The sequence below is a fragment of the Nonomuraea fuscirosea genome (assembly GCF_003001935.1).
Lineage (GTDB): Bacteria > Actinomycetota > Actinomycetes > Streptosporangiales > Streptosporangiaceae > Nonomuraea > Nonomuraea fuscirosea.
In genome coordinates this window covers 207,780-233,680 of sequence record NZ_PVNG01000022.1, presented here as the reverse complement: position 1 = coordinate 233,680, position 25,901 = coordinate 207,780, and the positions used below count along the sequence as shown (strand labels likewise).

At 71.4% G+C, this 25,901-nt stretch carries 24 protein-coding genes and 1 tRNA gene; 10 read left to right on the top strand and 15 right to left on the bottom strand.

The features are described from left to right. Positions 1-98: 98 nt before the first annotated feature. Positions 99-172: transfer RNA gene (locus tag B0I32_RS41890), tRNA-Arg, on the bottom strand. A gap of 54 nt (positions 173-226) precedes the next feature. Further along, positions 227-961 carry a ZIP family metal transporter gene (locus B0I32_RS41885; RefSeq protein ID WP_106249171.1) on the bottom strand — a complete coding sequence of 245 codons (735 nt, stop codon included), beginning with the start codon at positions 959-961 and terminating at the stop codon, positions 227-229. A 92-nt stretch (positions 962-1,053) separates the two neighbouring features. Between B0I32_RS41885 and B0I32_RS60440 the strand changes: the two genes are divergently transcribed. Both B0I32_RS60440 and B0I32_RS41870 read left to right on the top strand, forming a co-directional pair. Further along, the gene (locus tag B0I32_RS60440; RefSeq protein WP_245956362.1) at positions 1,054-1,971 is read left to right on the top strand and encodes a protein kinase family protein; all 918 of its coding nucleotides are present in this window, start codon (positions 1,054-1,056) and stop codon (positions 1,969-1,971) included. Next, the gene (locus B0I32_RS41870; protein ID WP_181308372.1) at positions 1,955-2,896 is read left to right on the top strand and encodes a cobalamin biosynthesis protein; all 942 of its coding nucleotides are present in this window, start codon (positions 1,955-1,957) and stop codon (positions 2,894-2,896) included. The genes B0I32_RS60440 and B0I32_RS41870 overlap by 17 nt, the downstream gene beginning before the upstream one ends. 95 nt (positions 2,897-2,991) lie before the next feature. Here the strand turns inward: B0I32_RS41870 and B0I32_RS41865 are convergent, their stop codons facing one another. The 4 genes from B0I32_RS41865 to B0I32_RS41850 form a co-directional block, all read right to left on the bottom strand. Then, a complete protein-coding gene (locus tag B0I32_RS41865) occupies positions 2,992-3,225 on the bottom strand; it encodes a hypothetical protein (protein WP_106249168.1) in 234 nt (77 codons plus the stop codon). A 92-nt stretch (positions 3,226-3,317) separates the two neighbouring features. Beyond that, positions 3,318-4,115 carry an exodeoxyribonuclease III gene (locus B0I32_RS41860; protein WP_106249166.1) on the bottom strand — a complete coding sequence of 266 codons (798 nt, stop codon included), beginning with the start codon at positions 4,113-4,115 and terminating at the stop codon, positions 3,318-3,320. Between the two features lie 239 nt (positions 4,116-4,354). After that, on the bottom strand, positions 4,355-5,326 hold the full coding sequence (locus B0I32_RS41855; RefSeq protein WP_146178509.1) for an inositol-3-phosphate synthase: 972 nt from the start codon (positions 5,324-5,326) through the stop codon (positions 4,355-4,357). Positions 5,327-5,339: 13 nt separating this feature from the next. After that, a complete protein-coding gene (locus B0I32_RS41850) occupies positions 5,340-5,972 on the bottom strand; it encodes a hypothetical protein (protein WP_219912291.1) in 633 nt (210 codons plus the stop codon). A 21-nt stretch (positions 5,973-5,993) separates the two neighbouring features. On the opposite strand from B0I32_RS41850, the gene B0I32_RS58235 reads away from it, so the two are divergent. Beyond that, the gene (locus tag B0I32_RS58235; protein ID WP_181308370.1) at positions 5,994-6,167 is read left to right on the top strand and encodes a hypothetical protein; all 174 of its coding nucleotides are present in this window, start codon (positions 5,994-5,996) and stop codon (positions 6,165-6,167) included. Here the strand turns inward: B0I32_RS58235 and B0I32_RS41845 are convergent. Continuing rightward, entirely contained in the window at positions 6,151-7,737 is a 1,587-nt protein-coding gene (locus B0I32_RS41845; protein ID WP_106249162.1) for an ABC transporter substrate-binding protein, read from the bottom strand. The genes B0I32_RS58235 and B0I32_RS41845 overlap by 17 nt on opposite strands. 172 nt (positions 7,738-7,909) lie before the next feature. Here B0I32_RS41845 and B0I32_RS41840 point away from each other — a divergent pair, with 172 nt between their 5' ends. Both B0I32_RS41840 and B0I32_RS41835 read left to right on the top strand, forming a co-directional pair. Then, entirely contained in the window at positions 7,910-9,805 is a 1,896-nt protein-coding gene (locus tag B0I32_RS41840) for a sensor histidine kinase (RefSeq protein ID WP_245956361.1), read from the top strand. Beyond that, on the top strand, positions 9,798-10,154 hold the full coding sequence (locus B0I32_RS41835) for a DUF742 domain-containing protein (RefSeq protein WP_106249159.1): 357 nt from the start codon (positions 9,798-9,800) through the stop codon (positions 10,152-10,154). Before B0I32_RS41840 ends, B0I32_RS41835 begins: the two co-directional genes overlap by 8 nt. Here the strand turns inward: B0I32_RS41835 and B0I32_RS41830 are convergent. Continuing rightward, positions 10,132-11,562 (bottom strand): MFS transporter, encoded by a 1,431-nt coding sequence (locus tag B0I32_RS41830; protein WP_106249157.1) that lies wholly within the window; start codon positions 11,560-11,562, stop codon positions 10,132-10,134. The two genes, B0I32_RS41835 and B0I32_RS41830, sit on opposite strands and share 23 nt — an antisense overlap. A 73-nt stretch (positions 11,563-11,635) precedes the next feature. On the opposite strand from B0I32_RS41830, the gene B0I32_RS41825 reads away from it, so the two are divergent. Beyond that, entirely contained in the window at positions 11,636-12,103 is a 468-nt protein-coding gene (locus B0I32_RS41825; RefSeq protein WP_106249155.1) for a MarR family winged helix-turn-helix transcriptional regulator, read from the top strand. Here B0I32_RS41825 and B0I32_RS41820 read toward each other — a convergent pair. The 7 genes from B0I32_RS41820 to B0I32_RS41790 are packed head-to-tail and all read right to left on the bottom strand — an operon-like array spanning position 12,096 to position 19,878. After that, complete coding sequence (locus tag B0I32_RS41820; RefSeq protein ID WP_245956364.1) at positions 12,096-12,971, bottom strand: ABC transporter ATP-binding protein; 876 nt, start codon at positions 12,969-12,971, stop codon at positions 12,096-12,098. The two genes, B0I32_RS41825 and B0I32_RS41820, sit on opposite strands and share 8 nt — an antisense overlap. 2 nt (positions 12,972-12,973) lie before the next feature. Continuing rightward, positions 12,974-13,723, bottom strand: coding sequence for an ATP-binding cassette domain-containing protein (locus tag B0I32_RS41815; RefSeq protein WP_245956360.1), 750 nt, complete (start codon positions 13,721-13,723; stop codon positions 12,974-12,976). Next, positions 13,720-14,586, bottom strand: a complete 867-nt coding sequence (locus B0I32_RS41810; protein ID WP_106249152.1) for an ABC transporter permease — start codon at positions 14,584-14,586, stop codon at positions 13,720-13,722. The genes B0I32_RS41815 and B0I32_RS41810 overlap by 4 nt, the downstream gene beginning before the upstream one ends. Further along, positions 14,583-15,599 (bottom strand): ABC transporter permease, encoded by a 1,017-nt coding sequence (locus B0I32_RS41805; RefSeq protein WP_106249150.1) that lies wholly within the window; start codon positions 15,597-15,599, stop codon positions 14,583-14,585. Before B0I32_RS41805 ends, B0I32_RS41810 begins: the two co-directional genes overlap by 4 nt. Positions 15,600-15,601: 2 nt before the next feature. Continuing rightward, positions 15,602-17,212, bottom strand: coding sequence for an ABC transporter substrate-binding protein (locus B0I32_RS41800; protein ID WP_106249149.1), 1,611 nt, complete (start codon positions 17,210-17,212; stop codon positions 15,602-15,604). A 22-nt stretch (positions 17,213-17,234) separates the two neighbouring features. After that, positions 17,235-18,806 carry a hydantoinase/oxoprolinase N-terminal domain-containing protein gene (locus tag B0I32_RS41795; RefSeq protein ID WP_106249147.1) on the bottom strand — a complete coding sequence of 524 codons (1,572 nt, stop codon included), beginning with the start codon at positions 18,804-18,806 and terminating at the stop codon, positions 17,235-17,237. Beyond that, positions 18,799-19,878: an S-methyl thiohydantoin desulfurase family protein gene (locus tag B0I32_RS41790; protein ID WP_106249145.1), complete on the bottom strand. Its 1,080-nt coding sequence runs from the start codon at positions 19,876-19,878 to the stop codon at positions 18,799-18,801. Before B0I32_RS41790 ends, B0I32_RS41795 begins: the two co-directional genes overlap by 8 nt. Before the next feature lie 66 nt (positions 19,879-19,944). Between B0I32_RS41790 and B0I32_RS41785 the strand changes: the two genes are divergently transcribed. The 4 genes from B0I32_RS41785 to B0I32_RS41770 all read left to right on the top strand — a co-directional run bounded on the left by B0I32_RS41785 (position 19,945) and on the right by B0I32_RS41770 (position 25,852). Then, entirely contained in the window at positions 19,945-20,379 is a 435-nt protein-coding gene (locus B0I32_RS41785) for an RpiB/LacA/LacB family sugar-phosphate isomerase (protein ID WP_106249144.1), read from the top strand. Between the two features lie 114 nt (positions 20,380-20,493). Beyond that, positions 20,494-21,678 (top strand): amidohydrolase, encoded by a 1,185-nt coding sequence (locus tag B0I32_RS41780; RefSeq protein WP_106249205.1) that lies wholly within the window; start codon positions 20,494-20,496, stop codon positions 21,676-21,678. 27 nt (positions 21,679-21,705) lie between these two features. Further along, complete coding sequence (locus B0I32_RS41775) at positions 21,706-24,195, top strand: Tex family protein (protein ID WP_106249142.1); 2,490 nt, start codon at positions 21,706-21,708, stop codon at positions 24,193-24,195. Between the two features lie 697 nt (positions 24,196-24,892). Continuing rightward, positions 24,893-25,852, top strand: coding sequence for a hypothetical protein (locus tag B0I32_RS41770; protein ID WP_146178508.1), 960 nt, complete (start codon positions 24,893-24,895; stop codon positions 25,850-25,852). Positions 25,853-25,901 lie beyond the last annotated feature (49 nt).

Below are 25,901 nucleotides of genomic sequence, written 5' to 3'. Positions count from 1 at the left end.
ACCCCACCCGCGACTACCAACCTCAGGCAAACCCCAACACGACGAAACCCCCGAACCCGTAGGTTCGAGGGTTTCCGATGTCGTGCGACATCACAAAGCGCGCCCTGCAGGATTCGAACCTGCGACCGTCGGATTAGAAGTCCGATGCTCTATCCAGCTGAGCTAAGGGCGCTCCCGCCTTATTGTGCATGATCCGGCGACATGTCACGTACATGTTTTCGTCGTGTCAGTCTGTCAGGCCGATCACACCCCACATGAGCAGCGTCCCGAGGACCGTGGCCGTCAGGGTCCAGCCGGTGGCGCGGCGGGGGGTGTGGGCCTCAGGGAGGATATCGGAGGTGGCCAGGTAGAGGAGGAATCCGGAGAAAAGTCCGAGGTAGGCGCCCAGGAGGCCGTCCGGGATGGAGATGACGGAGGTGAGGGTGGCGCCTGTTACGGGGGCCAGGGCGTCGAGGGTGAGGAGGGTGAGGGCGCGGCGGCGGGCGTTGCCGTAGAGGGAGATGATCGTGTACGTGTTGAAGCCGTCGGTGAAGTCGTGAGCGATTACTCCTATCGCCACGGCGACGGCCAGGGACGTGTCGGTCTGGTGGGCGGCGCCGATGGCGGCTCCGTCCAGGAAGCTGTGGGCGATCAAGGCTGAGCCGGCCGCGAGGCCGACGCCGGCGCGGTGGTGGCGGTGGGTGGCGTAGTCGGTTTCGTGGGCGTCGTGCATGCCCATGGAGCGCTCCACGATGTGGATGCCGAGGAAGGCCACGGCGAACATGAGCATGGGCACCGGGACGCCGTACAGGGTGAGTGAGGTGGCGGAGAGGGCCTCCGGGAGCAGGTCGAAGGCGACCACGCCGAGCATGACGCCGGCTGCGAAGCCGAGGACGAGGTGGCGGTGCCGGCCGATGCGGTCGGCGACCAGCCCGCCGAGCAGGGTCATCAGGAACGCTGCCAGCGACAGCAGGATCGGCATGAAGCGCCAGGCTAGCGGGGCCGCGGGTGACGACGGGGAGGGTTGGAAAAGGCGGGGCGGACGCGGGTCGAATGGGTCTAAGCTATCTCGCCATGGTCGCGACGCTCCTGCATGAGATTCCCCTGCAGGGCGGGGACGTGACAGACGGGGTGGTGCGCGTCGGTGACACCGTGCGCAGACCGGCCAGTACGTCGACGCCCGCCGTGCACGCCCTGCTCAGACACCTGGAAGCGGCCGGGTTCGACGGCGCCCCCAGAGTCGTGGGGATGGACGGGCTCGGGCGCGAGATCCTCACCTACCTGCCCGGTACGACCGGGTTGCGGCTGGAGAGTGTGAGTGATGAGGCGCTGGCGGGGCTGGCTCTGCTGGTGCGCCGGTTTCATGATGCGACGGCCGGGTTTCCGCTCACGATGGAGGGGTGGGAAGGGGGGTCGAATGATGACGCGGAGCCGGAAGTCATCGGGCATTGTGATGTGACGCCGGATAATGTGGTTTTTTGGGCCCCATCCGTGTCTTCATCCGCCTCGGTCGGCGCATCTCCATCCGCCTCGGCGGTCTCCGGCTCCTCCTCCGCTTCAGGCTTGGTCTCCGGCTCCTCGTCCGCTTCAGGCTCGGGCTCGGGCGCTCCGGCGGCGGGTGGCGGGCCGTACGGGATGATTGATTTTGATTTGGCGCGGCCTACTACGCGGCTGTTCGACATCGTGACGACCCTGCGGCACTGGGCGCCCATCGCCGATCCCGTCGATCGGGCTCCGCTCCTGCGTACGGTGGACGTGGGTGCGCGGTTGCGGTTGTTCTGCGACGCGTACGGGGTTTCCGCGCGGGAGCGGCGTCGGCTGCTCGGCCTGGCCAGGCTCCGGTTTCACCGTTCCTACGCCGTCATGCGCACTCGCGCCGCGGCCGGGGGGAACTGGGCGAAGATGTGGGCGGGCGGGGCGGGTGCGCGGATCCGCCGTGCCGCGGCCTGGCTGGATGTGCACGAAGATGAGCTTCATGCACATCTGGTATGACCCGCTGGGGCTCGCCCTCGGCGTCGCCCTCGACCGGCTGCTGGCCGATCCGCGCAGTTCCGTTCATCCTGTCGCGCTGTTCGGGCGTGGCGCGGCGAAGCTGGAGACGTCCCTGTACGGGGACGACCGCGCCCGGGGCGTGCTGCACGTCGCCGTGTGCGTCGGCGGTTCGGCCGCGCTCGGCGTGCTGGCCATGCGGTACGCGCCCAACCGGGTCGCGCGTACGGCCGTCACCGCCGTCGCCACCTGGGCCGTGCTCGGTGGCACCACGCTCGCCCGTGAGGGCGACCACCTGGCCGACGCGCTGGAGGGTGCCGATCTGGAACGAGCCAGGGCCAGGCTGCCCCACCTGTGCGGCCGCGACCCCAGCCGGCTGGACGCGCCGGAGATCGCGCGGGCCACGGTCGAGTCGCTGGCCGAGAACACCTCCGACGCCGTCGTGGCCCCGCTGTTCTGGGGGGCGGTGGCAGGAGTGCCGGGCCTGCTGGCGTACCGGGCGATCAACACGCTGGACGCCATGATCGGGCACCACTCCCCCAGGTACGAGCGGTTCGGCTGGGCCGCCGCCCGGCTCGACGACGTCGCGAACTACGTGCCGGCCCGGCTCACCGGGGCGCTCACCGTGCTGACCGGGCCTGATCCCGGGCAGGCGCGGGCCGTCCTGCGCCGGGACGGGCACCGGCATCCCAGCCCGAACGCGGGCCGGTGCGAGGCCGCGTTCGCCGGCGCGCTCGGGGTGCGGCTGGGCGGGACCAACGTGTACGCGGGAAGAGTGGAGGAGCGGCCGACGATGGGGGACGGTCCCAGACCGGAGGTCAAGGACATCCGGCGCGCCGTACGGTTGACGCGGGCGGTGGGGCTGGCGGCGGCCGGCGTGGCCCTGGTCGCCGCCTGGGCCCTCCGCAGGAGGTCGTCGACGGGTTGACGGCCCGGGCACCCCTCGCACGTCAGTGAACGCCCCACCCCACCGGCCGCCCGCACGTCAGTGAACGCCCCACCCCACCGTCAGCCCTGCGCGGCTCACATGAGGCGGTTGAGGTTGACGCTGAGCCAGATCACGAAGAGTGCCACGACCGTGATCCCGATCATCGACTTCGCCGCGTTGTGCGCGACGACCTTTCTGGCCGTCACCTGCTTGGCGCTCTGCTTCCAGACCTGACGCATGACGATCATGTTCTGGAAGCGCCGCCCCAGGGCGAACACGGCGATCCCGATGAGGACGAACAGGATGACGCGTCCATCGGCAGGTTCCACGGAGATCCCCCCTCGTGGTCCTTGATCTGCTTGATCCCCCCGAAACATGTGAGAACACAGAATACTCGGCCGACAGCGGTTTGTAATTGCCTTTATCGCTCGAGGTCGACCACGATCGGCGCGTGATCGGACGGGCCTTTCCCCTTGCGGGCCTCACGATCGACGTACGCCGACCGCACCTGCCCGGCCACGTCCGCGCTCGCGTACACCAGGTCGATCCGCATGCCCTTGTTCTGGTGGAACATCCCGGCCCGGTAGTCCCAGTACGTGTAGGGGTGCGGGCCCTTCATCGGCGTCGGCACCACGTCCGTGAGGCCGAGGTCGCGCAGCTCGGCCAGGGCCCGCCGTTCGGGCGGCGTGACGTGGGTGGAGCCGACGAACAGGGCGGGGTCCCACACGTCGGCGTCCGTCGGCGCCACGTTGTAGTCGCCGCAGGCCACCAGCGGCCCGGCGGCCAGTTCGGGAACGAGGGCGTCGCGCAGGGCGGCGAACCAGGCCAGCTTGTACGCGTAGTGGGGCGAGTCGACGGTACGGCCGTTGGGCGCGTACAGGGACCACACCCGGATCCCGCCGCAGGTCGCGCCGATGGCCCGGGCCTCGGGGCGGGCCGCGCCGACGCTGTCGAGCTCGCCGAAGCCGGGCTCGCCGGGAAAGCCGGGTGTGACGTCCGCCAGCCCGGCCCTGGACAGCAGCGCGACGCCGTTCCAGCGTCCGTCGCCGTGGGCGGCGGCCTCGTAGCCCAGCTCGCCCACCTCCGCCACAGGGAACGCCTCGGCGGCGCATTTGGTCTCCTGCAGGCACACGACGTCGGGCCGGGCCTCGGCGAGCCATTCGAGCAGGCGGGGCAGCCGTGCCTTGACCGAGTTCACGTTCCAGGTAGCCAGGCGCATCCCCCTAGCCTGCCACCGCCCCGGCCGGCACAGGGGACCGACTCAGCCGAAAGCCGGACGGCCGGCTCCGGTGGAGGGCGAGCTGCTCGGCCGTGTCCCTGGGCACGGGTACGCCAGTCGCGCCGTCCCGGCCCGCCGGCGAAGGCGGCCACGGCTCTGGGCAGCAGCCGGCGCGGCACCACGGGCCGGTGGCCGTCGAGGATGCGCTGCGGATGTCCGTCCCGGCCGGCCCGCGTGCGTCAGACCGCCTTCATCAGCGCCAGGGAGACCTCTTCGAGCAGACCGCCGACGCCCTGGTCGAGGGCTGCCCTGGCGTGCCGCGCGGCGTCCAGGGCGTGGCCCGCGGCGCTGGGCGAGTCCTCGACGACCAGGCGCAGCTCCAGCTCCAGCGGGGAGGCGCCGAAGCCCACGCCGTCCAGCCGGATGTAGGCGACCTTGCGATCGTCCATGAAAGGCAGGTATTGCGCGCTGACGTGGGTGGACGTCCCGGCACCGGTGGACTTGGTGGCCTTCTTGCTCTTCATCCGCTCGGGGTCCTCCAGGTTGACGAAGTCCATGTTGCCGCCGGCCAGCAGCTGGTGGCCGCCGGTGAGGTGGACCCCGCTCGCCGTCAGGGCCTCGACCAGCGCCCGGTGCACCAGCGTCGCGCCGAACGAGCTCTTCAGGTCGTCGCCCACCAGCGGCAGCCCGGCCGCGGCGAAGTGGGCGCGCCATTCCGGCGACCGGGCGAGCACGGCCGGCATGCAGTTCACGAACGCGCATCCGGCCTCGACGGCGGCCGCCGCGTAGAGCTCGGTGGCCCGCTGCGCGCCGGTGGGCAGGAAGTTCAGCACGACATGACTGCCGGTCCGCCTGAGGTGGCCGGCGACCTCACCGGGCGTGGCGCCGCCGCGCGGATCGATCAGACCGGCCGAGCCGGGGCCCACGCCGTCGGCCAGGATGCCCTCGGTGACGGGCACGCCGAGATGCGGCACGGCGGCGAATCTCCTGGCGTTGTTCGGCTCGGCCCAGATGGCCTCCGACAGGTCGCGGCCGAGCTTGGCGGCGCCCACGTCGAAGGCGGCGGTGAAGCGGACCTGGGAGACGGCGTAGCCGGCGCAGACGGGGTTCGGCAGGCCGGGGGCGTCGCCGTCGCGGTAGTACTCGACGCCCTGCACCAGGGAGGAGACGCAGTTGCCCACGCCGATCACGGCGACGTTCACGCTAGTCATGCCCTGTATTGGATCAGGGGCGGCGGGCGCGCTCCAGCTCGACCCCGACGGTGATCTCGTTGCCGAGCCGGCGGCCGAGGAGCAGGTCGAGGTCGTCGCCGCTCCAGAACCTGCCGGGGTCGTACCAGTTGGGGCGGCGACCGGCGGGCAGCAGGCCCATCTCCTCGTAGGTGACGGCCACCACCTCGGCGCAGTAGGCGCTCTCCACCGTCTGCTCCTTGCGCGTGCGGCGCGGCACGCGGCCCCTGGCCCAGCGGGCGGCCAGCCGGGCGGTGGAGGGGAAGGGGGTGCCGTCGAGCCGGGCGACCGTGCGCAGGGCGGCGTCCTCCATCTCCTGCGTGGCCTCCGGCTCCAGCTGGCGCAGCCAGGCGCGCTGGTCGTAGCGGTCGGCCCAGGTCGTGACCGCCGCGCGCAGGTCGTGCAGCTGCACGCCGCGCTGGTGGGTGCCCGACCACAGGTCGAGCAGCGACTTGCCCAGCTCGGCGTGCCACATCATGGGTGGCAGGTCCTCGATCACGATGGCCATGCCGACGTGGTTGACCGGGCTGTTGGTCATCGTCTGGATGGCGCGGTCGGGCACGGAACGCCCGCGGAAGACCCACAGATCGCCGGTCCTGGTCACCTTGACGGCTTCGTCGAGAGTCAGCACAGGGCTAGCCTAGGCAACATGCGCTGGTGGAAGATGCTCGGTCTGGCGGGAATCATGGGTGTGGCGGCGACGGGCGTGGTCATCGCGCGGGCCGAACGGCGCCGCCGGGCGTACACGCCGGAGGAGATCAGGGCCCGGCTGCGGGAGCGGGTGGAGAGTCCCCGGCCTGACGACGTCAGCCCGACGGCTTGAGGTCGTAGACGAAGACGACGTCCGGATAGGCCGGGTTGTCGTCGTAGCCCTGGATGCCGCCCAGGAACGCCCGCCGCGACTTGACCACCCAGGGCAGCGCGGCGGCGGCCCGCTCGTCGAGCACACGCTTCGTGGCCTGCTCGTACACCCGCTGCGCCGCGGGCTTGTCGGTGACCGTCAGCTCGGGCACCGTGTCGAGCATCGCGTCGAGGCGGTGGTCGTTGAGGTAGGTCAGGTTGAACACGGGCGGGTTCGCGGCGCGGAAGACCTGGCCGAAGTAGGAGTAGCCGTCGGCGTAGTCGGGCCACCAGTACATGACGAAGATGTCCTGGCCGCGCTTCTTGCCCCGCTCCCACTGCGCGTTCCAGTGCATGCCCTCGACCTTGAGGGTGACGTTGAGCGGGCGCAGCGCCGCCCGCAGCCGCTTGGCCAGCAGCTCCTCGTCGGCCTCGCCCTCGCCGTAGGTCAGCCGGAGCCGCAGCGGCTCGCCGCCGGGGCCGTAGCCGGCGTCCTGCAGCAGCCGGGTGGCGCTCTCCAGGTCCTGCTCGGGCACCCGGCCTGGTACGTGGCCGAGCAGCCCTTCGGGGACGACGCCGCTGGCCGGCATCACGGAGCCCTTGAGCGCCTTGACGATGCCGCGGTAGTCGATGGCCTGCTGCACCGCCTTGCGCACCCTGATGTCCTTCATGGGGCCGGCGGCGGTGTTGAACAGCATCATGGCCGTGGTGAACGACGGCCGGTCCGAGGTGCGCACGCCCGGCGCGGCGCCGGCCTGGGCGAACAGCTTCGGGTCGAGCCGGTCCACGAAACTCGCCTCGCCGCGGCGCAACATCCGGTACGCCCGCTCGGGATCGGGCACGACCCGGTACTTGACCGTGTTGTAGTGCGGCCGCTCGTTCCACCCGCCCCAATATCCGTCGTACGCCTTGAGGGTGAGCTCGTCCTCCTTGCCCTTGTTCCACTTCGCCACCGTGTAAGGACCCGACCCGGCGTCCCTGCCCTGCGCGAACCACTTGCCGAGGTCGGGGGCCGCCTTGGTGTCGTAGATGTAGGCCGCGTACCCGGCGGAGGCCACCAGGTCCAGCGGGACGGGGTACTTCAGCGCGAACGTCACCGTCAGCGGCCCGTCGACCCGGATGGAGGAGACGGCGTCCCAGAGGTAGGAGGCGCCGGTCCTGGCCCGCATGGTCCGCTCGATCGAGGCCTTGACCGCCTCCGCGTCCAGCGGGTTGCCGGTGTGGAACGTCACGCCGGAGCGCAGGGTGAAGGTCCAGCTCCTGCCGTCGGCGGTGGACCGCCAGCCGGTGGCCAGGCGGGGCGCCGACTTCTTGGTGACCGGGTTCCAGAGGGTGAGGGTCTCGTAGACGTTCTGGAAGGCGATGATCTCGTTGGAGTAGGAGCGGGCGGGATCCCACTCGGTGATGATGTCGGTGTTCTTGACGTAGACGAAGGGCGACTCCCCCACCGGCGCCTGGCGCACCTCGGTGGGCGGCGAGCAGGCCGTGAGCAGGACCGCCACGAGAATCGACACCAGGACGGACGCGGGGGCCGCTGAGACTCGCCGGCGCAACGCATCTCCCTCTGTCGCCGATGTACCCGGGAAACCTACTCCAAGATCGATGCCAGAGGGACTCGTGTGTCCAAAAGTCCCGAAAAATTGGGCATTCTGGTGATCCAATTGCTATCCTCGGGGCTTGTCCCGTCCGGGGTTGCCAGCTTGGGACCAACCGGAGTGAGGTGCCATGGGTCGTAGCCGAACGATCCGGATGAAGATCATCGGACTACTACTGGTGCCACTGGCCTCCATGGTGGTGTTGTGGGGGGTCATCACCGCCGTCACCGCGAGCGAGAGCTTGGAGCTGCGTCAGTACAAGACAGTCTGGACGAACCTGCGCCTTCCCGCGTACAAAGTGATCACCGAGATCCAGCGCGAGCGCCTGATCTCGGCCAGGTTCCTGCGGAGCGGTGCCGACAAGACCGCCATGGCGGCGCAGCGGGTCCGCACCGACGCCGCCCGGGACGCCTTCAAGCAGCTTTCCAGTAAGTCCAAGAACAGATCAGAAGAGATCCGCACACAGGTGGACGCGGTGTACACGCAGATAGACAGGCTCGACGCGGTCCGAGGTGAGATCGACACGGGCCTGTCCGATCGTCTGCACACCGTGGAGGCCTACAACGCGATCATCGACACGCTGTTCGGCCTGCACCGCCGGGTGGCGCTGATCGACGACATCCCGATCTACGAGCAGTCCCGCGTGACCATCGACATGAGTTACGCGAAGGAGCTGCTGACCAGGGAGCAGGCACTCGGGCTCGGCACGGTGACCAGGGCCGAGCGCAGGCTGTTCACCCAGATCACGGGCAACCGGCGCTTCCTCGTGGACCAGAGCCTCGGCGAGCTCGACCCGGAGCTGCGCGATCCCCAGGTCGCCCTCATCACCTCCCCCGCCTACCAGCGGATGCGGATGATGGAGGACCAGATCATCGCCGGCGGCACCCCGCAGGGCTGGCTGTCCACCACCGACGGCCTGGCCAGGTCGTTCCAGGAGGCCCAGCTGCGGGCCAGCACGACGCTGAACGAGCGCGCCGACCCGGTGGCCGACGAGGTGCTGTCGCGGGCGTTCCTGCTCGCGGGCACGGCCCTGGCGCTGGTGATCGTGTCGATCGGGTTCTCGCTGCGCATGGGCAACCGGCTGTCCAAGGAGCTCGGGACGCTCCGGCTGGCCGCCCTGGAGGTGGCTCAGGAACGGCTGCCGCACGTGGTCGCCAAGCTGCGCAAGGGCGAGACCGTCGAGGTGCCCGAGGTGTCGCTCACCAGCACCACGGTCGAGATCGACGACGTGGGCAAGGCCTTCTCCACCGTCCAGCAGACCGCCGTCGAGGCCGCGGTCGGCCAGGCGCAGCTCAGCGAGGGCGTCGGCCACGTCTTCAGGAACCTGGCCAGGCGCAGCCAGACGCTGCTGCACCGCCAGCGCATCCAGCTCGCCGACATGCAGCACCGCGCGACCGACCCCGGTCAGCTGGACGACCTGTTCAAGCTCGATCACCTCACCACCCGCATGCGCCGCCACGCCGAGGGCCTGATCATCCTGTCGGGCGCGACGCCGGGACGCGGCTGGAGCCGTCCTGTGCCGCTGCTCGACGTGGCCCGCGGCGCCGCGGCCGAGGTGGAGGACTACCAGCGGGTCGTCGTCGAGCCCATGTCCGGCCAGCGCCTGGCCGGCCCCGTGGTCGGCGACGTGATCCACCTCATCGCCGAGCTGATCGAGAACGCCACCGTCTACTCCCCCGCGCACACCTCGGTCTTCGTCCGCGGCGACGCCGCGGCCCGGGGCTTCGCCTTCGAGGTCGAGGACCGCGGGTTCGGGATGAGCGCGGAGCAGCTGGCCGAATTGAACGAGCGGCTGGCCAGCCCGCCGGAGTTCGACCTGGCCGACAGCGACAGGCTCGGCCTTTTCGTCGTTTCCCGCCTGGCCGCCAGGCATGACATCCGCGTGACGTTGCGCGGTTCACCATATGGAGGGACCACCGCGATCGTGTTGATCCCGGAAGAGCACGTGGCAGAGCCAGAGGCCGAGGCCCCGAGGGCGGCTCAGCAGGAGTCCGAGCGCCCCATGCGGGTGGTGCGAAGTGACTGAAGAACGCTGGCTGGACGAGGACGCCGGTCCCATCGTTCCGGCCTACCTGCTGACCAGGGGCCGGACGGTGCCCGCGAGCGAGGCCATCGACCTCATCGCGGTGATCATCACCGCCGGCGGCCTGGCGCCGCCGCGCGGCCTCGACCCCGAGCATCTGATCATCCTGCAGAAGTGCACCCAGCCCACCCGGCTGGTGGACGTCGCGGCCGAGCTGAACCTGCCCATCGGGGTGGTCCGGGTGCTGGTCGGCGACCTGCACGCGCAGCAGCTCGTTCAGGTCGAGCTGCCGCCGCCCGCCCCCGACGCCAAGGTGCTGCTGGAAGTGATCAGCGGGCTGAAGGCCCTGTGATCGGCCCTGTGATCGGCCCGGTAGTCGGCGCTGTGACGGCCCTGCTGTTGAGGTATCCGAACCCCGCCGCGAAGATCGCGGCGACGACGCCCGCCCCGGCGGCTGCCCCGAAGACCCACTGGTAGCCGCCGGCACCCGGCCGGGCCGCCAGGATGGCCGCGATCACCGCGCCCGCCGTGCTGCCGCCGACGATGCGCACCAGGGCGTTCACCCCCGACGCCACGGCGGTCTTGTCCTGGCCCACGTGCTCGACGGCCATGGTGCCCAGGGCCGCGTATCCGACGCCGAGGCCGACGCCCATGATCGAGGAGGCCGCGTACAGGTGCGCGGGGGCGTCGTTCGCGATCATCAGGTAGAGCGCGGCCAGCCCTGTCACCAGTGAGCCCGTCGCCACCATGGACGAGGCGGGCAGGCGGCGCATGATGCGGCCCGCGAACAGTGAGATCACCAGCATGAACAGCGTGCTCGGCAGCAGGTAGAGCCCGACCTGCAGGGTCGTGGCGGAGAATCCCTCGGGCGACTGGGCGAAGCTGGAGATGCCGGTCAGCAGGGTGAAGAAGGTGAATCCGAGCAGCAGCGAGGACACCGTCGCGCCGACCGTGCCCCGGTGCACGAGCATCGCCATGTCCACCAGCGGCTCGGCCACCCTCCGCTCGACCGCCACCCACGCGGCCGCGAGCACGGCCGCCGTGCCGAGCAGCCCGAGCACGCCGGGCGAGGTCCAGCCCCACGAGCCGCCCTCGCTGACCGCCAGCAGCAGCGCCACCAGCCAGGTGGCGAGCAGCGTGGCGCCGATCAGGTCGGGACGGCCCTTGACGGGCGGGGCCGAGTCGCGGACGAGGAAGGCCACGACGATCCCGGCCGCCAGGGAGAGGCCGCCGATGACCCAGAACACCAGGTGGAAGTCTCCCGAGGCCAGCCCGGCCAGGATCATGCCGCCGCCGCTGCCGAAGCCCATCGTCGCGCTGAGCACGCCGACGCCGGTCGCGAACTGCTCGCGCGGCAGCGCGTCACGGACCACCCCGATGGACAAGGGGACGAGCGCGGACACGGCGCCCTGCAACACCCGGGCCACGATCAGCCAGGCCAGCGAGGTGGCCAGGGCCGCCATGACCGACCCGATCACCAGGAGGGCCAGCGCTCCGAGGATCATGCGGCGCCGCCCGTACATGTCGCCGAAGCGGGAGAGCAGCGGCGTGGACACCGCGCCGACCAGCAGGCTCACCGTGAGGGTCCAGCTCACGGCGGTCAAGGAGGTGCCCAGCTCCCGTTGCAGCACGGGAAGCAGCGGCACCACCGCGGTGTTCTGCATGGCGGCGATGGACGCCGCGATGGACAACGTGACCACGGCGGGCCAGGGATTTCCGGTGGACGTCCCGCGTGCTGCGGGCACGACGACTGTCGCCATGACGGCTCCTTTGGATAACTTAGGTAAGTAGTCGAGAACCGATAATACATACGTAAGTTAGGTAAGCAACCGGATGGACGAGGATCTGCAGACGCCGGTGACCGCCTTCCGCCGGCTCGTCACCATGCTCAACCGGGGCAAGACGCACGAACGGCTGACCGAGGCGGCGGGCGTCCGGCTGGACCGGCCGGACGTCCAGATCCTCGTCCACCTGCGCGACGTCGGCGAGCCGCGCAGGATCGGGGCGATCGCCGACAACCTCCAGGTGGAGAGCCCGCACGTGACCCGGCACGTGGCCGCGCTGGAGCAGCGCGGCCTGGTCGAGCGGGTACGCGACCCCGACGACGGCCGGGCCTGGCGCATCACGCTCACTGAGGAGGGCACCGTGGCGGCGGACCACTGCCGCCGGGTGACCAACGAGTGGCTGGGGGGCGCCCTGGCCGGCTGGTCGGGTGCGGACCGGGCCGAGCTCAACCGGCTGATGACCAAGCTCGCCGACGACCTCCACGAGCACCTGAAGGCCCTTCAGGTGCTCAAGTGAGGACGTCCTCCGCGCGATGGCAGGCCACCTGACGTCCCTGGACGTCCCTCGGCTCGGGCGCCTGCTCGCACGCCGCCACGGCGAGCGGGCAGCGCAGCCGGAACGGGCATCCGGTGGCCGCGGGCACGGCCTCGGTCCTGCCCTTGGCCTCGGGCGGGTCCCCGCCCAGCTTCGGTACGGCGTCGCGCAGGGCCCGGGTGTAGGGGTGGGCCGGGTTCGCCAGCAGGTCGGCGGTGGGCCCCGACTCGACCACGCGGCCCGCGAAGAGCACGTGGGAGGTGCGGCAGAGCCGTTCCACCACGGCCAGGTTGTGCGTGATGAGCAGGCGCTCGGTGTCCAGGGAGGCCAGCAGGTCGAGCACCCTGGCCTGGACGGTGACGTCGAGCGCGCTGGTGGGCTCGTCGAGGATGAGCAGGCGCGGGCCGACGGCCAGGGCGCGGGCGATCACCACGCGCTGGCGCTGGCCGCCGGAGAGCTCATGGGGGCGGCGGCCGGCCAGTTCCGGATCGAGGCCGACCTGTTCGAGCAGGTCGGGGACGCGGGAGCGGGCGGCGCGCGGGAGAGCCTCGGCGATGGAGGTGCCGACGCGCATGCGGGGGTCGAGGGCCTCGGCCTGGAAGACGGGCTGGACGTCCCTCCGGAACTTCCGCATGTCCGCTTTTTTCAGCGTTTGGTCGCCGTACCAGATATTTCCGGAGATGGGGCTCAGGAGGCCCAGGAACGCGCGGGCCAGCGTCGTCTTGCCCGAGCCGCTCTCCCCGATCAGCCCCACGCCGCCCTCGGTGATGTCGATGCTCACGTCGTGGACGACCGGGCGGCGGCCGTACCCGAGCGTCACCCGATCGGCCCTGAGCTCGGCCCTGAGCATGGTCACGGCAGCGCCTCCAGCAGCTCGCGGGTGTAGGGATGGGACGGCTCGGCCAGCACCGTGGCGGCGGGGCCCGACTCCACCACCGCGCCGTCCTTCATGACCAGCACCCGGTCGGCGATCGTCGAGACCAGGGCCAGGTCGTGCGAGACCAGCAGCAGCGCGAGGTCCCGTTCGGCCCTGAGCCGGCGCAGCACGCCGACCACCTCGGCCTGTACGGTCACGTCCAGCGCGCTGGTGGGCTCGTCGGCCAGGATGACCTCGGCGCCCAGGGCGATGGCCAGCGCGATGGCGAAGCGCTGGGCCTGGCCGCCGGAGACCTCGTGCGGATAGCGGCGCAGCAGCTCGCGGTCGAGCAGGACCTCCTCCATGGCCCGCGCCATGGTCCTGTCCACGTCCCGCACGCCGTGCAGCTTGAGCGCGCGGCGCATCAGCACGCCGAGGCGGGTGGCGGGGCTGAGGGCGGCGTGCGGCGACTGCATCACCAGCGCCGCCCGCGCGCCGCGCAGCTCGCGCAGCGCGCGTGGGGAGGCCGTGAGTACGTCCACGCCGCACACCCGTACCTGTCCTGATATTTCGGCATTCTGGGTGAGGCCGAGCAGCGAGAGCAGCGTCGTGGACTTGCCCGAGCCGCTCTCCCCCACGATCGCCACGCACTCCCCCGCGCCCACGTCGAGCCGCGGCACCTCGGCCACCACCCGCCCGCCGTAGCTGACGCGCAGGTCGCGCGCCTCGATCAGGTGATCGCTCACTTGACCGCCCTCCGCGGGTCGAGCGCGTTGCGCAGCCCCTCGCCGAGCACGTTGAACGCGAACGCCGTCACCAGGATCGCCAGCCCGGGGAAGGTCACCACCCACCAGTTCGTGGTGAACAGCGTCTGTCCCTGCTGCACCATCAGCCCCCATTCGGCCGTCGGCTCCTGCGCGCCCAGCCCCAGGTACGACAGCGCCGCCGAGGTCAGGATCACCCCGCCCGCGTCCAGCGAGAGCTGCACCAGCACGGGCGTGAGCGAGTTGGGCAGCACGTGGCGCAGGATGATCAGCGGCGCGGGCACGCCCAGGCAGCGGGCCGCGTCCACGTAGGGGCGGGTGGCGATCGAGGCGGCCATGGAGGCGGCCAGCCGCGTGTACCAGGGCCACCAGGTCACCGCGATGGCCAGGATCACGGTGTTCACCCCGGGCTGCAGCACCACCGCCAGGGCCAGGGAGAGGAGCAGCGCGGGGAAGGCCAGGAAGACGTCCGTGACGCGCATGATCACGTCTCTGATCCAGCCGCCCGCGTACCCGGCGACCACGCCGAGCGTCACCCCGGCCAGCGCCGAGACGGCCAGCACGGCCACGGCGATGAACAGCGAGGTGCGCCCGCCGTACAGGATCCTCGTGAGCACGTCGCGCCCGACCTGGTCGGTGCCGAACCAGTGCGCGCCGCTCGGCGGCAGCAGCCGCTCCAGCGGCCTCGGGTCGTCCACCGGGTACGGCGCCAGCCACGGCGCGAGCACCGCCGCCAGCACGACGACCACGATGAGCACCGCCCCGAACGCGGCGAACCGGTCGGGGATGCGCGGCAGGGTGCGGCGCAGCGGCTGTGTCTCCGGTGTCCGTGTCTCCGTGGTCATCGTGTCCTGGCCCGGGGGTCGACGAAGCCCTGGAGGATGTCCACGACCAGGTTGGCCAGGACGTAGACCAGGGCGACCAGCAGGGTGACGCCCGCGATGGCCGGGGTGTCCAGCGAGCGGATGGACTCGGCGGCGTAGCGGCCCAGGCCCGGCCAGTTGAAGACGGCCTCGACGAGGAAGCCGTTGACGATCGCGTACGCGAAGACCAGCGCGATCAGCGACAGCACGGGACCGAGCGCCGGCCGCAGCGCGAACCTGGTCAGGATGGACGTCTCCCCGAAGCCCAGCGCGCGCTCCAGCCTGGCGTGGTCCTGGCCCGACTCCTCGATGAGCGCGGCCCTGGTCATCTGCGCGATGACGCCGGTGGGATAGGCGGCCACGACCAGGGCGGGCAGCACCAGGTGGTCGAGGGTGCTGGTGAGGATGGGCCAGTTCCCGGTGATGAGGGCGTCGACGACGGTGATGTTGGTCCAGAGGGTGAGCGGGCTGGTGGTGTCGAGTGCGGAGTCGTACTCGCCGGCGATGGGGAACCAGCCGAGGTTGCTGGCGAAGATCGTCTGGAGGGCCAGGGCCAGCCAGAAGACGGGGACGGAGACGGCCAGCATGCTCCCGACCCGCACCCCAAAGTCCGGAAATTTCGTCTTATAGCGGGCGGCGAGCACGCCGAGCGGAATGCCCAGCACGACCGCGATGAGCAGCGCCGTGCCGACGAGTTCGAGTGAGGCGGGAAAGGCGAGGTAGAGGTCGTCCCGCACGGGCTGCCGCGTGCGCAGGCTGACGCCCCAGTCTCCGGCCAGCAGGTCGCGCACGTACGTGAGCAGCTGGGCCGGCAGCGGATCGTCGAGCCCGAACCGCGCGCGGGCCGCGGCCAGCTGCTCGGGCGTGGCCTTCGGCCCGGCGAAGGCCACCGCCGGATCGCCGGGCACGAGCCGCATCACCGCGAACGTGAGCACGACCACGCCGGCCACGACCAGGAGGGCCTGGCCGAGGCGGCGGGCCAGATAGCGCAGCATGGTCAGGAGGCGCGGGTCAGGTCGTAGAAGAAGACGACGTTGGGGTAGGCCGCGTTGTCCTTGTAGCCCTGTACGTCAGAGGAGAGGGCGCGCTGGTATTTCTGCACGTAGGGCACGGCCACCGCTGCCTGCTCCTGGATGATCTTCTCTTGCAGGGTCTTGTACTCCTCGACGGCCGCCAGCCGGTCCGTGGCCGTCAGCTCGGGGAGCTTGTCGATGGCCGCGTCGATCTCGGTGTTCTTCAGGTAGGAGAGGTTGAACTGCGGCTTGTCGGCGCTCTTGAACACGTTGAGGAACCAGGAGTAGGCGTCCGGATAGTCCGGGTACCAGTACATGACGAAGACGTCCTGGCCGCCCTTCTTGCCCAGGTCCCACTGCGCGCTCCAGTTCATCGGCTTGGCCTGGAGGGTCACGTTCAGCTTGCTGAGCGTCGAGCTGAGCAGCGTGACCAGCAGCTTCTGGTCCTCGTCGCCGATGCCGTACGTGAGGCTCAGCTTGAGCTCCTTCAGGTCGGGCCCGTAACCCGCCTCGGCCAGCAGCGCCTGCGCCTTGGCCAGGTCCTGCTTGGGCTCCATCCCGCTGGCGTGCCCGACCAGGCCCTGCGGCACCAGGCCGCTGGCCTTCTGACCGGCGCCCTCCAGCGCCGCCGCCAGGCCGTCGTAGTCGATCGCGAGCTGCAGCGCCTGCCTGACCTTGACGTCCTGCGTCGGGCCCGCGGCCGTGTTGAACAGCACCAGCAGGTTCTGGAACGACGGCGACTCGGCGGTCCGCACCGACTCCGTCGTCTGCGCCTGCTCGAAGAGCTGCGGGTTCAGCCGTTCGACGAAGTTCACCTCACCCTTCTGCAGCAGCTGCCAGGCGGTGGTGATCTCGGGCGTGACGCGGAAGGCGACCTTCTTGTACTGCGCCGGCTTCCAGCCGCCCCAGTAGTCGTCGAACGCCTTCAGCGTGAGCTCGGTCTCCTTGCCCTTCTGCCAGGTGTCGATCGTGTACGGCCCCGTGCCGGCGGTCTTCTTGCCGTCGGCGTCCACCGCGTCCACGTCGTAGATCCAGGCGGCGTAGCCGGAGGCGGCGATCAGGTCGAGCGGGGCGGCGTACTTCAGGGTGAACTTCAGCGTGCTCGCGTCCACCGCCTCGATCTTGTCGACCGGGTCCCAGATGTAGGCGGCGCCGCCCTTCTTCTCCTTCGTCCGCTCGATGGCCTTCTTCGCGGCCGTGGCGTCGAACGTGGCGCCGGAGTGGAACGTCACGCCCTGCCGCAGCTTGAAGGTCCACTCCTTGCCGTCCTTCGCCGAGGTCCACTCGGTGGCCAGGCGCGGCGAGGCCTCCTTGGTCTCGGAGTCGTACCTGGTCAGGCCCTCGTAGATGTTCGACAGGGCGATGATCTCGTTGGAGTAGGAGGTGGCCGGGTCCCAGTCGGTGACCACGTCGTGGTTGGGCGCGTAGACGAAGGTGGCGTCGTTGGCCTGCCCGCCGGCCGGGCTGCCGCCGCCGCTCGTCTGCGGCTGGGGTGTGCCGCCGGCGCCACGTACCTGGCCGCCCGCGCACGCGGACGCGGTCAGGGCCATGAGACCGGCTACCCCGGCGACGAGCAGACGCTTGTGCCAGCGCATGGTGGGGGATCCTTTCGGTGGGTCACCGGGCGAGGGGTCCGGCTGCTTTCACGTGTACCCGCACGGCGGGTTCGGAGAGGTAGCTCAGCGGCACCTCGAGAAGGTCCACGATCTCGACTCCGGAGGGGTCGGCCCCGGCCGCCACGGCTCGCGCCCGCGCCTCCTTCTTGACGCTTTCGATCGCTTCTGTCCTGCTATCTCCCGCAGGCAAGATCGTATCCACTCTGCCGCTCGCGAGCGCGATGGCGGCCCCCACGGCGTTGGCCACCTCCGCGTGCTCGGGGCGGATCACCGTGCTCGCCCCGGCGATGTGATCGGGCAGCAGGAACGCCCCGCCCCCCACCGCCACCAGCGGACGGTCGCTCCGGCCGAGCGACATGCGGTCCACGGCGTCGGCCACCATCCCGTCGGCGACGGCCAGCGCCCTTTGCAGGATGTCGGCGATTCCTTCCGACATGTCACCCGTCCCGGTGGCCTTCAGGGCGGCTTTCAGCCGCTCGCGCCACTCTTCGGCCCCGGCCGGGATCCGGCCCGCCGCCACCGCCGCGTCCGTCATCGTCGCCGTCGTCCCGCCGAAGACCAGCGCTTCCCGCGCGATCCGGTAGCCGACGGAGTCCGGCCCGACGCCCCCGCTCCGCGCCACGGTGCCGCCGCCCAGGGCGATGGCCAGGATGTCCGGCATGCGGAAGTTGGTCAGCACCCCGCCGATCTCCACCGCCGCCGCCGACTCCCTCGGGAAGCCGCCGGCCAGCACCCCGAGGTCGGTGCTGGTGCCGCCCACGTCCACCACGATCGCGTCCGACACGCCCGACAGGTAGGCGGCGCCGCGCAGCGAGTTCGCCGGGCCGGAGCCGATCGTGGAGACCGGCAGGCGGGCGGCGTGCTCCAGCGTCATGAGCGTGCCGTCGTTCTGCGCCAGGTACGGCCGCGCGCCGAGGCCGCGCTCGGCCAGTGCCGTGACCAGGGCGTCGGTGACGTGGGCGGCGACGCCGTACAGGGCGGCGTTCAGCACGGTCGCGTTCTCGCGTTCGAGCAGGCCGAGTGAGCCGATCTCGTGGCTCACCGAGACCGGCAGGCCGTACTCGGCGCGGACCAGCGCCTCGACGGCCCGCTCGTGCCCGTCGTCGGCCGGGCTGAACACGCTGGTGACCGCCACCGCGTCGGCCCGCACGCCGTCCATGAAGCGGCGTACGGCGTCCAGGTCCAGCGGGCTGATCTCCCTGCCGTCCACGTAGTGGCCGCCGGGCACGATCGCCTCCCCGGCCGAAACCACTTCGCGCAGGTCGGCGGGCCAGTCGGAGAGCGGGGGCACGGAGGTGGTGGCGGGCGCGCCGAGCCGCAGCACCGCGACCCGGCCCAGGCCGCGCCGCTCCAGGATCGCGTTCGTGGCGTGCGTGGTGCCCAGCATGACGCGCGTCACCTCGGCCCGGTCCTCGACCTGGTCCAGCACGGCGTCCAGGGCCGCGCGCAGGCCGTCGGTCACCCCGGGCGTGGTGGGCCGCTTGGCCTTGGCGAGCACCTGGCCGTCCGCCCCGAGCACCACCGCGTCGGTGTTGGTCCCGCCGACGTCGATCCCGATCCGCAGGTCAGGCACGCGCCATCAGCTCCTCGACGGGTACGTAGTCCAGGTCGTATCCGAAGGCCGCGGGCCCGGCCGTCTCCAGTCCCTTGGGCGTGCGCCAGAGCGGGTCACAGGGCCAGGCGAGCACCGTGACGCGCTGGCCGTAGCGCAGGCCCTCCGTCTGGACGGCGGCGGCCGTCTCGGTGTCCACCACCGTGATCAGGTCGGGGACCATGGCCAGCGTCCGGCCCTCCTCTGTGGCGACCAGGTTCTCGTTCTGCAGTTCCAGCGCGAGCCGGCGGCCCCGGTCGTCGCCGGTGCCCTCGATCGTGGCCGTGCCCCTGACGAACCCGCCCGTGGTGCGGCGTTCCACGTCGGTCAGCTTGCCGGTGATCAGCCGGGCGGCGCCCAGGCGGTCCTGGAGCGCGCCCAGCGGGTCCGCCGCGCCCTGCGTGGCCCGGCCGATCTCCAGCGCGCGGGTGACCGTGCCCTCGATGACCGCGCCCCTGGCCCGGCCGGCCGTGAGCACGTAGTCGGCCATCAACGCGTGCGACCCGGCGGCCACGCAGACGGCGCGGGCCAGGCGCTCCGACCAGAGCCCGTCCACCGGGCGGATCGTCACCACGTTGCCCGCGACGTCCGACATGACCACGAGGTCGGCGGGCAGCCCCGCCACGTACATCGAGACCATCTGGACCTCGGGGAACGCCCGTCCCATGCCGTCGGCGTCGAGCAGCGGCACCCCGAGCTGGGCGGCCCAGGCCACGGGCGCGACCCCGTTGGCGCCGCCGATCTCGGAGGACATGATCGCGCTCGGCGGGCGGCCGAAGATCCGCTCGATCTCCTCGACGATGCGCCTGGGCTCGTCCTCGCCGTGGATCATCTCGTGGCTGACGGTCGGGGCCCCGATGCCGGACAGCGGCACGACCAGGGCGTCCTCCGGCAGGTCGGCCAGCCGGGTCAGCGGCACAGGACCGTGCTCCCGGATGGCCCGCACCGCCGCCAGCGAACCCGTACGCACGTCTCCCCCGCCGCCCGTGCCCAGGACGGCACATCCCCGGGCGAGCGCCGCGATGTCATTCGCGTCAATACTCGTAAGACTCATATGACGCCACAACCAAGCACATACCGCCCCCGGCGCGCCAGTCCGCGTACGTGCGAGTATGGGCGGATGCGGATATCGGTGGCCGCCGACAGCAAGGACGGCGTGGCCGAGCGGGTCGTGGCGGAGCTGCGCGGGCGCGGGCACGAGGTCGTCACCCACGGCGCGCTCAGCGACGGCGAGCGCGACGACTGGGCGTGGGCCTGCGAGCTGGCCGCGCGAGACGTGAGCGAGGGGCGGGCCGAGCAGGCGGTCGTCTGCTGCTGGACCGGCACCGGCGCGTCGATCGCGGCCAACAAGGTGCGCGGGGTGCGCGCGGCGCTGTGCGTCGACGCCTACACCGCCGACGGCGCCCGCAAGTGGAACGACGCCAACGTGCTGGCGCTCAGCCTGCGGCTCACCTCCGAGGTGGTGCTGAAGGAGATCCTGGACGCCTGGTTCGCGGGCCGGCCGAGCGCCGACCCCGCCGACGTGGCCAACGTCTCCCACCTCGACGGCATCTGATCGGGCGCGGCGACCCGCCGTACCCCATGGGGAGCCTCAGAGGGCGGAAAGGTGTGCAAGACCGTCACAGCTGAGCCGGCGAAATCGTCGGTCCCGCCGTTTAGGGTGCTGGGCATGACCGACGTGCTGCTCCGTGGCGGGCTCCCGTGGGAGCCCGCAGCCTCCGGGCCCGGCGTTCGCGCGCCGGTCGACGTCCTGGTGCGCGACGGGCGGATCGACCGGGTCGCGCCCGCGATCGACGCGCCCGGGGCCACCGTCGTCGAGGTCACCGGGCAGCTCGTCCTGCCCGGCCTGGTCGAGGCGCACTGCCACCTCGACAAGACCCTCTACGGCGGCCCGTGGGTGCCCCACTCCGCCGACGACACACTCGCCGGCCGCATCGGCAACGACCTGCGCCGCCGCGCCGGGCTGGGCGTGCCCAGCGTGGCCAGGATCGCCGCGCTGCTGGCCGCCATGAGCGCGGCGGGCACCACCCACGTCCGCACCCACACCGACATCGACCCCGAGGTTGGCTTACGCGGCGTGGAGGCCGTGCGCGAGGCCGCGGCGGGCTCCCCCGTGGACGTGCGCCAGGTGGCCTTCCCCCAGCACGGCGTGCTCATCAACCCGGGCACCGCCGAGCTGCTCGAAGAGGCGCTGAAGAGCGGGGTGGAGGCGGTGGGCGGGCTCGACCCGGCGGGCATCGACCGCGACCCGGTCCGTCACCTCGACCTGATCTTCGGCCTGGCCGGGCGCTACGGCACCCACCTCGACCTCCACCTGCACGACGGCGGCACGCTCGGCGCGTGGGAGCTGGAGCTGATCATCGAACGCACCAGGGCGCTCGGGCTGGGCGGCCGGGTGGCGGTCAGCCACGCCTACGCGCTGGGCCAGCTCGACGAGGCCCACCAAGGTCGCCTGGCCGAGGGGCTGGCGGGAGCGGGGGTGGCGATCGTGACCGCCGCCGTCTACAGCTTCCCCGTGCCCCCGGTGAAGAGGCTGCGGGCCGCCGGGGTCACCGTGGCCTGCGGTCACGACGGCATCCGCGACCTGTGGGGGCCGTACGGCAGCGGCGACATGCTCGAACGGGCGATGCACGTCGCCTACCGCAGCACGTTCCGGGCGGATGAGGACATCGAGCTGGCGCTGGAGGCGGCCACCCACGGCGGGGCGCGGGCGCTCGGGCTGGAGGGCTACGGCCTGTCCCCGGGCGACCGGGCCGACCTGGTCGTGGTTCCCTGCGGGGGCCCGGCGGAGGCGGTGGTCGTTCACCCTGCGCGCACTCTGGTCATGAAGGATGGCGTTGTCCTGCACAATTGACCGGCGGGACCATCGAAAGGCAGGCAAGTGCTCTCTATTTCCCAGCGGATCGCGGCCGAGCTCGGCGTACGCGACGGGCAGGTTCAGGCCACGGTCGACCTGCTCGACGGCGGCGCGACCGTGCCCTTCATCGCGCGATACCGCAAAGAGGCCACCGGCGCCCTCGACGACGCGCAGCTGCGCACGCTGGAAGAGCGGCTGCGCTACCTGCGCGAGCTGGAGGAGCGCAGGACGGCGATCCTGGAGTCCATCGAGTCCCAGGGCAAGCTCGACGACGAGCTGCGCGAGCAGATCATGGCGGCCGAGACCAAGGCCAGGCTTGAGGACATCTACCTGCCCTACAAGCCCAAGCGCCGCACCAAGGCGCAGATCGCCCGCGAGCTCGGCCTCGAACCGCTGGCCGACCAGCTCCTCGCCGATCCCACGCTCGACCCGGTGACGACCGCCAAGGGCTTCCTCGCCGAAGGCGTCGCCGACGAGAGCGCGGCGCTCGAAGGGGCGAGGGCGATCCTGATCGAGCGCTTCGCCGAGGACGCCGACCTCATCGGCGGCCTGCGCGAGCAGCTGTGGACCCGGGGCCGGCTGGTGTCGAAGGTGCGCGAGGGCAAGGAGGAGGCGGGGGCCAAGTTCTCCGACTACTTCGAGTTCGGCGAGCCGTTCACGAAGCTGCCCTCGCACCGGATCCTGGCCATGTTCAGGGGGGAGAAGGAGGAGATCCTCTCCGTCACCCTGGAGCCCGACGACAGCCCCGACTACGAGCTGCGCATCGCCTCCCGGTTCGGCGTCTCCGACCAGGGCCGGCCCGCCGACAAGTGGCTCAACGAGACCGTGCGCTGGGCCTGGCGCACCCGCATCCTCGTGCACCTCGGCATCGACCTGCGGATGCGGCTGTGGCAGGCGGCCGAGGACGAGGCGGTGCGGGTGTTCGCGGCCAACCTGCGCGACCTGCTGCTCGCCGCGCCGGCCGGCACCCGGCCCACGATGGGGCTCGACCCCGGCCTGCGCACAGGCGTGAAGGTCGCCGTCGTCGACGCCACCGGCAAGGTCGTGGAGACCGCGACCATCTACCCGCACGAGCCCAAGCGGCAGTGGGACCAGTCGCTGGCGGTGCTGGGCGCGCTCGCGCAGCGCCATGGCGTCGAGTTGATCGCCATCGGCAACGGCACCGCCTCTCGCGAGACCGACAAGCTGGCCGGCGAGCTGGTCAAGCACATGCCGGGGCTCACCAAGATCGTGGTCTCCGAGGCGGGCGCCTCGGTCTACTCCGCCTCGCCGTACGCCTCGCAGGAGCTGCCCGAGCTGGACGTGTCGCTGCGCGGCGCGGTCTCCATCGCCCGCCGGCTCCAGGACCCGCTGGCCGAGCTGGTCAAGATCGACCCCAAGTCGATCGGCGTCGGCCAATACCAGCACGACCTGGCCGAGTCCAAGCTCTCCCGCTCGCTCGACGCGGTCGTGGAAGACTGCGTCAACGCGGTGGGCGTCGACGTCAACACGGCCTCGCCGCCGCTGCTCACCCGCGTGTCGGGCATCGGCGCCACGCTCGCCGAGAGCATCGTGCGCCACCGCGACTCCAACGGCCCCTTCCGCACCCGTTCGGCGCTGAAGAACGTGCCCCGGCTGGGCCCCAAGGCGTTCGAGCAGTGCGCGGGCTTCCTGCGCATCCCCGGCGGCGACGACCCGCTCGACGTCTCCAGCGTGCACCCCGAGTCCTACCCGGTGGTGCGGCGCATCCTGACCTCGGCCAAGGCCGACCTCAAGTCACTGATCGGCAACACGGCGGCGCTGCGCTCGCTCAGGCCGGAGGAGTTCACCGACGACAAGTTCGGCCTGCCGACGGTCACCGACATCCTGCGCGAGCTGGAGAAGCCCGGCCGCGACCCGCGTCCCGCCTTCAAGACGGCCACCTTCAAGGAGGGCGTCGAGAAGCTCTCCGACCTGACCTCCGGCATGATCCTGGAGGGCGTCGTCACCAACGTCGCCGCCTTCGGCGCCTTCGTCGACATCGGCGTGCACCAGGACGGCCTCGTCCACGTGTCGGCCATGTCGCGCACCTACGTCAAGGACCCGCGCGACGTGGTCAAGCCCGGCGACATCGTCCGCGTCAAGGTCCTCGACGTGGACATCCCCCGCAAGCGCATCTCCCTGACCCTCCGCCTCGAAGACGAGACCACCGCCCAGACCGGCGACGGCCCCCGCAAGAACGCGGGAGGCCGCCGAGACGGCCGGCCTGGCGACGCCCCTCAGGGCCGCGCCGACGGGGGCCGCGGCCAGGGCAACCGCGGCCGCGACGGCGCCCGCGGCGACGGCAGCCGAGGTGACAACGGTGCCCGCGACGGCGGCCGAGGCGACGGCAGCCGTGACGGCGGACGCGGCCGTGGCGACCAGCGAGGCGACGGCGCCGGCCGCAACCGCGGCGACAGCGGACGCGGCCGCGGCGACGGCCCCCGCCGCCCAGCCCCGACCGGCGCCATGGCCGAAGCCCTGAGAAAGGCCGGCCTGGGCGGCGACAACCGCTAGGGCCACAGAACAACGCGGCACGCGCGTGCCCGACGACCAAGCTGAGCCGCCGGGCACGCGCCACCCACCCCTGCCAGCCGAGACAACGACGCAGCAAGCGCCACCACCCAGCGCACGACCAGCCACCACCGCACCGCCCTGGCCCGGTGAAGGAACGGCACGCTCCCTCCAGCCTCCCCAGCCAGCCAGCGCACCGACCAGTCATCCTGGCTCGTCGGGGTAACGGCACGCGTCCACCCATCGGCGGGCCAGCCAGCGCACCAACCGACCCAGCCTCACCACCCTGGCCGGGCGAAGGAGCGGTACAGCCTCCACCCCAGATGAACGACATACACCCGATCAGCCACCACCCCACCGTCCTGCCCGGCGGAGTAGTGGCAGGCGTCACCCACCCGCCCGCCGGCCAGCCACGCACCGACCGATCCCGCCTTGGCCCCGGCGGAGGAGCGGCATGCGCCACCCGTTCACCCCGCACGGCCGCCGCACCGACCAGCCCCCCTCCTACCGCCCTGGTTCGGCGAATGACCGGCACCTTGAGCCGGATAAGCGCACACGGCCACGAACCGCCCAGAAACCCGGCCCTTCTCCGGAGGTGTGGAAGGTCGATGGAGAACCGTGATCGACCGCGACCCGACCCCCGCCGGGTGAGGGGCTGTGGGTCCGCTGGGACGGTGGGGGTGGGCGGTACGGTGCAAGGGTGAGCATGACTGCGTTCGACACGGCGATCACTCAGGCACGCGACCTGCTCAGGTGGCGTTCTCCCCTGCGGACCGAGTTGTGGGCGGCCCGGCTCGCGGCCGAGCTGGAGGAGGCCGGGGAGGCGGAGGAGTTCTCGCGGAGAGCGGCGGAGGACGGTCGGCTGGAGGCGCGCCTTGCGGTCGCGGCCATGGCGGCGCTTGATCGTCCGGCCGAGGATCCCGTCGAGGGCAAGGGTGAGTTGCCCGGGTGGGTACGGCGGATGGGGCGCGTGACGTGCGACGGCGCCTGGTACGGCAAGGCCGATCCATACGGTGAGCAGGTTCTGGCGGTCCTGGCCTTCCGGTACGAGAACGGCAAGGAGCCGCACATCGTGGTCACCGGGATCGACCAGCCACACGGTGGACTGGCCGTGGACGCTCTGGTGGAGGAGTTGAAGTTTCTCGACGATCTGGGGCTGCGGGAAGCTGAGCCGGGAGTGGTGGCGGGGCGGACCCTGGACGCGTTCGAGCTGGGTGATCGGCTCATGGGCGCGGAAGTGGCGGAGACGTTGCCGGCGATCCGGCCGCTGGCGGTGTCCCGCGCCCGGTCCGTGCCCGGCCTTGTACGTGGCGGTGCTCCCGACGGTGCCATGGCCGCGTTCCAGGATCTGCCGGACCTGCCGGGGGCGGAGGAGGCGTTCGGGAAGCTGACCGAGTTCGTCGGGGATCGGCCGCTCTGGTGGAGCCCGGGAAGGGTGCGACAGTTCCTGACGTCGTGGCTGCCCAGGGAGGCGATCCTGTCGCAGGAGGCGATCGAGGCCATGCCGGAGGTCGTCCGGGCATGGACCCGGCACTGCGGCGACCAGCCGGCCGTGCTGCGCCAGATCGACGAGGACGCACCCCGCCTGCCCGCCCTCATGGCCGACGACTCCTTGGCCGGCCTCGGCAAACGCCTCGCCCAGCAGAATCTCCCCGATTGAGCCGATCGAGCCGATTGCGCGGGTAGGCAGGCTTTCCGGCATCAGAACG

Excerpts from the sequence above, each read along its gene's own strand:
- B0I32_RS41885 (WP_106249171.1), bottom strand. The coding sequence starts at position 961 with ATGCCGATCCTGCTGTCGCTGGCAGCGTTCCTGATGACCCTGCTCGGC.
- B0I32_RS60440 (WP_245956362.1), top strand. The coding sequence starts at position 1,054 with ATGGTCGCGACGCTCCTGCATGAGATTCCCCTGCAGGGCGGGGACGTG.
- B0I32_RS41870 (WP_181308372.1), top strand. The coding sequence starts at position 1,955 with ATGCACATCTGGTATGACCCGCTGGGGCTCGCCCTCGGCGTCGCCCTC.
- B0I32_RS41860 (WP_106249166.1), bottom strand. The coding sequence starts at position 4,115 with ATGCGCCTGGCTACCTGGAACGTGAACTCGGTCAAGGCACGGCTGCCC.
- B0I32_RS41855 (WP_146178509.1), bottom strand. The coding sequence starts at position 5,326 with ATGACTAGCGTGAACGTCGCCGTGATCGGCGTGGGCAACTGCGTCTCC.
- B0I32_RS58235 (WP_181308370.1), top strand. The coding sequence starts at position 5,994 with ATGCGCTGGTGGAAGATGCTCGGTCTGGCGGGAATCATGGGTGTGGCG.
- B0I32_RS41840 (WP_245956361.1), top strand. The coding sequence starts at position 7,910 with ATGGGTCGTAGCCGAACGATCCGGATGAAGATCATCGGACTACTACTG.
- B0I32_RS41830 (WP_106249157.1), bottom strand. The coding sequence starts at position 11,562 with ATGGCGACAGTCGTCGTGCCCGCAGCACGCGGGACGTCCACCGGAAAT.
- B0I32_RS41825 (WP_106249155.1), top strand. The coding sequence starts at position 11,636 with ATGGACGAGGATCTGCAGACGCCGGTGACCGCCTTCCGCCGGCTCGTC.
- B0I32_RS41820 (WP_245956364.1), bottom strand. The coding sequence starts at position 12,971 with ATGCTCAGGGCCGAGCTCAGGGCCGATCGGGTGACGCTCGGGTACGGC.
- B0I32_RS41810 (WP_106249152.1), bottom strand. The coding sequence starts at position 14,586 with ATGACCACGGAGACACGGACACCGGAGACACAGCCGCTGCGCCGCACC.
- B0I32_RS41805 (WP_106249150.1), bottom strand. The coding sequence starts at position 15,599 with ATGCTGCGCTATCTGGCCCGCCGCCTCGGCCAGGCCCTCCTGGTCGTG.
- B0I32_RS41800 (WP_106249149.1), bottom strand. The coding sequence starts at position 17,212 with ATGCGCTGGCACAAGCGTCTGCTCGTCGCCGGGGTAGCCGGTCTCATG.
- B0I32_RS41790 (WP_106249145.1), bottom strand. The coding sequence starts at position 19,878 with ATGAGTCTTACGAGTATTGACGCGAATGACATCGCGGCGCTCGCCCGG.
- B0I32_RS41785 (WP_106249144.1), top strand. The coding sequence starts at position 19,945 with ATGCGGATATCGGTGGCCGCCGACAGCAAGGACGGCGTGGCCGAGCGG.
- B0I32_RS41780 (WP_106249205.1), top strand. The coding sequence starts at position 20,494 with ATGACCGACGTGCTGCTCCGTGGCGGGCTCCCGTGGGAGCCCGCAGCC.